Annotated in this window: 5 protein-coding genes; all 5 read left to right on the forward strand. The window is 66.3% G+C overall.

Annotated features, from left to right (window positions below; all coding sequences use genetic code 11):
- The coding region (locus ACLP4W_RS22700; RefSeq protein WP_442389664.1) for a glycosyltransferase at positions 1–1,745 on the forward strand (1,745 nt) is incomplete at its 5' end.
- Positions 1,738–2,265, forward strand: a complete 528-nt coding sequence (locus ACLP4W_RS22705) for a phosphatase PAP2 family protein (RefSeq protein ID WP_442389665.1) — start codon at positions 1,738–1,740, stop codon at positions 2,263–2,265. The genes ACLP4W_RS22700 and ACLP4W_RS22705, both read left to right, overlap by 8 nt.
- Positions 2,258–3,166 carry a decaprenyl-phosphate phosphoribosyltransferase gene (locus ACLP4W_RS22710; protein ID WP_442389666.1) on the forward strand — a complete coding sequence of 303 codons (909 nt, stop codon included), beginning with the start codon at positions 2,258–2,260 and terminating at the stop codon, positions 3,164–3,166. Before ACLP4W_RS22705 ends, ACLP4W_RS22710 begins: the two co-directional genes overlap by 8 nt.
- The gene (gene aftB, locus ACLP4W_RS22715) at positions 3,153–5,135 is read left to right on the forward strand and encodes a terminal beta-(1->2)-arabinofuranosyltransferase (protein WP_442389667.1); all 1,983 of its coding nucleotides are present in this window, start codon (positions 3,153–3,155) and stop codon (positions 5,133–5,135) included. Before ACLP4W_RS22710 ends, aftB begins: the two co-directional genes overlap by 14 nt.
- A gap of 391 nt (positions 5,136–5,526) precedes the next feature.
- A complete protein-coding gene (gene ag85A, locus ACLP4W_RS22720; protein ID WP_442389668.1) occupies positions 5,527–6,555 on the forward strand; it encodes a diacylglycerol acyltransferase/mycolyltransferase Ag85A in 1,029 nt (342 codons plus the stop codon).
- The last annotated feature ends 244 nt before the right edge of the window (positions 6,556–6,799 follow it).

Here is a 6,799-nt window from a genome sequence, read left to right on the forward strand (position 1 = left end):
CGGAGTCCGAGGTGTCGTTCTCCTCCTACTTCAACGCGTTCCCGGCCAGCTACTGGCGCCGCTGGACGATATGTAAGTCGGTGGTCTTGCGGGTCGAGGTGACCGGCGCCGGGCGCGTGGACGTTTACCGCACCAAGGCCACCGGTGCGCGTATCTTCGTCGAGGGCCGCCAGTTCGCCGGCACCGAAGACAAGCCCGCGGTGGTGGAGGTCGAGGTGGAGCTGCGGCCGTTCGAGGACGGCGGCTGGGTCTGGTTCGACATCACCACCGACACCGCGGTCAAATTGCTCAGCGGCGGCTGGTACGCGACAGAACCCGCCCCGGGCAAAGCTAACATCGCCGTCGGCATCCCGACGTTCAACCGTCCCGCGGACTGCGCCAACGCGCTGGCCGAACTCACCGCGGATCCGTTGGTGGACGAGGTGATTGGTGCGGTGATCGTGCCCGACCAAGGCGTCCGCAAGGTGCGCGATCATCCCGACTTCCCCGCCGCGGCGGCCCGGCTGGGCAATCGCCTGTCCATCCACGACCAGCCCAACCTCGGGGGTTCCGGCGGTTACAGCCGAGTGATGTACGAGGCGCTGAAAAACACCGACTGCCAACAGATCCTGTTCATGGACGACGACATCCGCATCGAGCCGGACTCGATTCTGCGGGTCTTGGCGATGCACCGCTTCGCCAAGAGCCCGATGCTGGTGGGCGGCCAGATGCTCAACCTGCAGGAGCCGTCGCACCTGCACATCATGGGTGAAGTGGTAAACCGGTCGAACTTCATGTGGACCGCCGCGCCGCACGCCGAGTACGACCATGACTTCGCCGAATATCCGTTGAACGGCAACAACGCGAAAAGCAAGCTGCTACACCGGCGCATCGACGTCGACTACAACGGTTGGTGGACGTGCATGATCCCGCGGCAGGTCGCCGAAGAGCTCGGACAGCCGTTGCCGCTGTTCATCAAATGGGACGATGCCGACTACGGCCTGCGGGCCGCCGGGCACGGGTACCCGACGGTCACGCTGCCAGGCGCGGCGATCTGGCACATGGCCTGGAGCGACAAGGACGACGCCATCGACTGGCAGGCCTACTTCCACCTGCGCAACCGGCTGGTGGTCGCGGCGATGCACTGGGACGGTGACGTCACCGGACTGGTCCGCAGCCACCTCAAGGCGACACTGAAACACCTTGCCTGTCTTGAATATTCAACCGTCGCAATCCAGAACAAGGCCATCGACGACTTCCTGGCCGGTCCTGAGCACATCTTCTCCATCCTGGAAACCGCGCTGCCGGAGGTGCACCGGATGCGCAAGGAATACCCGGACGCGGTCGTGCTGTCGGCGGCCAGCGAACTGCCGCCGCCGCTGAATAAGAACAAGGTGATGAAGCCACCGGTGAACCCGCTGTCCATCGGCTACCGGTTGGCCCGCGGAATCGTGCACAACCTGACCGTTGCCGACCCGGCCCACCACCAGCGCCCGGAGTTCAACGTGCCGACCCAGGACGCGCGCTGGTTCCGGCTGTGCACGGTCGACGGCGCCACCGTCACGACCGCCGATGGGTGCGGGGTCGTGTACCGCCAGCGAGACCGACGCAAGATGTTCTCGTTGCTGCTCAAGTCGCTGCGCCGTCAGCGCCGGCTGGCGAGCCGGTTCGACGAGATGCGCAAAACGTATCGAGACGCGTTGCCCGTGCTGTCCAGCAAGCAGAAGTGGGAGACGGCGTTGTTGCCAGCAGCAGAGCATGGCTGAATCGGCGGCCCCGCGCGGCGAAGCCGCCGCGCTGGTTGTCATTCAGTCGGTGCTGGCTGACCGCCCCGGTGTGCTAGCGGCGGCGCGAGGCCTGTCCCACTTCGGGGAGCACAGCATCGGCTGGCTGGCTGTGGCGTTGGTCGCGGCGGTGCTGATGCCGAGGCGTCGCCGGGATTGGCTGGTCGCCGGGGCCGGCGCATTCGTCGCCCATGCGGCCGCTGTCGTGATCAAGCGACTGGTGCGGCGCCAGCGGCCGCATCACCCGGCCGTTGCGGTGAATGTCGGCACGCCCAGCCAGCTGAGCTTTCCGTCCGCGCACGCCACCTCCACGACGGCCGCGGCCATCCTGATGGGCCGGGCTACCGGGCTGCCGCTGCCCGCGGTCTTGATACCCCCGATGGCACTGTCGCGGATGGTGCTGGGAGTGCACTATCCCAGCGACGTGGCCTTCGGTGTTGCCCTGGGTGCGGCCATCGCGGGGATTGCCGTCCGAGCGCGGGAGATGTGGCCGAATGAGTGAAGACGTGGTGACCGGACCGCCGGCGAACCTGCTCGCCGGGGTGGTCAAGGCGATGCGCCCACGGCAATGGCTGAAGAACGTCCTGGTGCTGGCCGCGCCGCTGGCCGCGCTGGGCGGCCCGGTCCGCTACGACTACACCGAGGTACTGACCAAGGTGTCGGTGGCGTTCGTGGTGTTCTGCCTGGCGGCGTCGTCGATCTACCTGATCAACGACGCGCGCGATGTCGCGGCCGACCGCGAGCATCCCACCAAGAGGTTCCGCCCGATCGCGGCCGGGGTGGTGCCCGAGTGGTTGGCCTACAGCCTGGCAGCAGTGCTGGGCGTGGCTTCGCTGGCGATCGCCTGGCTGCTGACGCCCAACCTGGCAGTGGTGATGGCGGTCTACATCGGCATGCAGCTGGGCTACTGCTTCGGCCTCAAACACCAAGCGGTGATGGACATCTGCATCGTGTCGTCGGGGTTTTTGATCCGGGCCATCGCCGGCGGCGTGGCCGCGAATATCCCACTGTCGCAATGGTTTTTGCTGATGATGGCGTTCGGCTCGCTGTTCATGGTGGCCGGCAAGCGCTACGCCGAACTGCAGGTCGCCGAGCGCACCGGCGCCCAGATACGCAAGGCGCTGGAGAGCTACACCAGCACCTATCTGCGGTTCGTCTGGACGATGTCGGCCACCGCGGTGGTGCTGTGTTATGGGCTGTGGGCGTTCGAGCGCGACCGCCATTCGGGGTCCTGGTTCGCAGTTTCGATGATTCCGTTCACCATCGCGATCCTGCGCTACGCGGTCGACGTCGACGGCGGGCTGGCCGGGGAGCCCGAAGACATCGCGCTGCGTGACCGGGTGTTGCAGCTGTTGGCGCTGGCCTGGATAGCAACAGTTGGAGCCGCCGTTGCCTTCGGCTAGCCCCCAACTGACAGGGCTGAAGGTGGGGGTGCTGCGGCGCCGTGCGGTGGTCGGGCGGGTCGGCCGGCCGCCCTTCGCGTACGACACCGCGGTGCGGGTGAGCCTGTGGATCAGTGTGGCGGTGGTTGGCGCGCTGTTCGCCTGGGGGGCCTGGCAGAGGCGCTGGATCGCCGACGATGGACTCATTGTGCTGCGCACGGTCCGCAATTTGCTGGCCGGCAACGGGCCGGTTTTCAACCAGGGCGAGCGGGTGGAGGCGAACACCTCCACGGCGTGGACGTATCTGCTGTACGCGGGCAGCTGGGTCGGCGGGCCGATGCGCATGGAATACGTGGCTTTGGCGCTGGCCCTGGTGCTTTCGGTGCTGGGCGTGGCGCTGCTCATGCTGGGGACCGGCCGGCTCTTCGCGCCCAGCCTGCGGGGACGTCGGGCGATCATGCTGCCCGCCGGAGCGTTGGTTTATGTCGCGTTGCCACCGTCGCGTGACTTCGCGACGTCCGGCCTGGAGAGCGGGTTGACGCTGGCCTATCTGGGGTTGCTGTGGTGGATGATGGTCTGCTGGTCACAGCCGGTGCGAGCACGTCCGGATAGCCGGGTGTTCACCGAAGCGCTGGCCTTCGTCGCGGGCTGCAGCGTTCTGGTTCGGCCCGACCTGGCTCTGATGGGCGGGCTGGCGCTGATCATGATGCTGATCGCGGCCCGCACCTGGCGCCGTCGCGTGCTGATCGTGGTGGCTGGGGGCTTTCTGCCGGTCGCCTACGAGATCTTCCGGATGGGCTACTACGGCCTGCTGGTGCCCGGCACCGCCCTGGCCAAGGACGCAGCCGGTGACAAGTGGGCCCAGGGCATGATCTACCTCTCGAATTTCAACTCGCCCTACGCGGTATGGGTCGCGGTGGTGCTCCTCGTTCCGCTGGGACTGCTGTTGACGGCGGCTCGCCGCCGGCCGTCATTCCTACGCCCCGCGCTGGCGCCCAATTACGGCCGGGTGGCCCGGGCGGTGCAAAGCCCCCCGGCCGCGGTGGCCTTTGTTCTGGTAAGCGGACTTCTGCAGGCGCTCTACTGGATTCGGCAAGGCGGCGACTTCATGCATGGGCGGGTGTTGCTCGCGCCGCTGTTCTGTTTGCTGGCGCCGATGGCCGTCATCCCGGTGGTGATCCCGGACGGAAAGGACTATTCGCGCGAGACGGGTTATTGGCTGGCCGGTGCCGCCAGCCTGCTGTGGTTAGGGATCGCGGGCTGGTCGCTGTGGGCAGCAAACTCACCCGGGATGGGCGACGACGCCACCCACGTCACCTACTCCGGAATCGTCGACGAACGGCGCTTCTACGCGCAGGCCACCGGGCACGCACATCCGCTGACGGCCGCCGACTACCTGGATTATCCGAGGATGGCAGCGGTCCTGACAGCGCTCGACAACACTCCGGACGGGGCGTTGTTGCTGCCCTCCGGCAACTACACGCAGTGGGATCTGGTGCCGATGATGCCGCCGCCCGGAGGTCCCCCGAATGGCACGGCACCCCAAAAGCCGCAACACGCGGTGTTTTTCACCAACCTCGGCATGCTGGGCATGAACGTCGGCCTCGATGTCAGGGTCATCGACCAGATCGGGCTGGCCAATCCCATCGCCCAGCACACGGAGCGCTTGAAGCACGGCCGGATCGGGCACGACAAAAACCTCTTCCCGGACTGGGTGATTGCCGACGGTCCATGGGTCAAGTTGCCCCCGGGTATTCCGGGCTACCTGGACCCGAACTGGGTCGCCCAGGCGGTGGCGGCGCTGCAGTGCCCCGAGACCCAGACGGTGCTGAGCTCGGTGCGTGCCCCAATGACCTTGCATCGCTTCGTTTCCAACGTCGCGAATTCCTTCGAATTCACCAGGTACCGGATCGATCGTGTTCCGCTCTACGAGCTCGCCAGGTGCGGGCTTCCGGTGCCCGAGCCGATCCCGCCGCCTCCGCGCGAGTGAGCAACCCGACAAATAATTATCGGCAGATCTCGAACCGATCACCTTCGGCGGTCCCCAGATATTGCCAGCAACTTCACATTTGCCCTCTCATCAGTGGGCCGCGCTGGTCAAGCACATGCGGAAATGCGATTTGTTGTGCACGTGTACAGCCCGAAAATCCTTGGGAAACGCCGCCGAATGACGGTTTGCCTGACTCGCTCGATGAGAGGGGATGCGCCAAGGTGTGGTTGACTACACGGGCACTGCTGCGCTGAGCGCGGCGACGATGCGGGCCGGGACGGCCTGAGGAGGAGCCGTGCAATTGGGTATGCGCATGCAGGCTGACCCAATTCGAGGATGCACCCTTCGTCCGGACGGACGAAGGATGCGCCGAAAGGATGAGGAAGCAAGGATGACGCTAGTCGACAAGTTTCGCGGCGCCGTGGCTGGTATGCCACGCCGGCTCGTGGTGGGGGCCGTTGGGGCGGCGCTGCTATCGGGTCTGATCGGCGCCGTCGGGGGCTCGGCGACCGCGGGTGCGTTCTCACGCCCGGGTTTGCCGGTGGAGTACCTGCAGGTTCCTTCCGCGGGGATGGGCCGCGATATCAAGATCCAGTTCCAGAGCGGTGGCGCCAACTCGCCTGCGCTGTACCTGCTCGACGGTATGCGCGCACAGGACGACTACAACGGCTGGGACATCAACACACCCGCGTTCGAGTGGTACTACCAGTCCGGTATTTCGGTTGTCATGCCGGTCGGCGGGCAGTCCAGCTTCTACTCCGACTGGTACAAGCCCGCCTGCGGTAAGGCCGGCTGCACCACCTACAAGTGGGAGACCTTCCTGACCAGCGAGCTGCCGCAGTACTTGTCGGCTCAAAAGCAGGTCAAGCCGACCGGCAGCGCCGCGGTCGGTCTGTCGATGGCCGGGTCGTCGGCGCTGATCCTGGCGGCCTACCACCCCGACCAGTTCGTCTACGCCGGCTCGCTGTCGGCGCTGTTGGACCCGTCCCAGGGCATGGGGCCGTCGCTGATCGGCCTGGCCATGGGCGACGCCGGTGGCTACAAGTCCTCGGACATGTGGGGACCCAAGGAGGATCCGGCGTGGCAGCGCAACGACCCGTCGCTGCAGATCGGGAAGCTGGTCGCCAACAACACCCGCATCTGGGTGTACTGCGGTAACGGCAAGCCGTCGGACCTCGGTGGCGACAACCTGCCCGCCAAGTTCCTCGAGGGCTTCGTGCGGACCAGCAACCTGAAGTTCCAGGACGCCTACAACGCCGCCGGTGGTCACAACGCGTTGTTCAACTTCGACGCCAACGGCACGCACGACTGGCCATACTGGGGCGCGCAGGTCAACGCCATGAAGCCTGACTTGCAGCGCACGCTGGGCGCCACGCCCAACACCGGCGCCACTGGCACCGGCGCCAACCAGGGCACCTAACCCATAGCAACGCGACCAACGGCGGCAATCCCACGGGGTTGCCGCCGTTGGTTTGCCGGTGGCCGGTGTGGTCTATTTCACTACCCGCGGGTCGGCCTCGCCGCCGCGCTGGCTAGTCCGAAGTTCCCCCTGCTGTGTTGACGGGTTGGGGTGTTGACGTGGGGTTTTGTGATCTGGTGGGTGTGGGCTACTGACTACGCCAGACCGTGGCGGTGGGATACGTCGAGGAGTTCGAAGGCCCGCT

The organism is Mycobacterium sp. (assembly GCF_052145595.1).
Lineage (GTDB): Bacteria > Actinomycetota > Actinomycetes > Mycobacteriales > Mycobacteriaceae > Mycobacterium.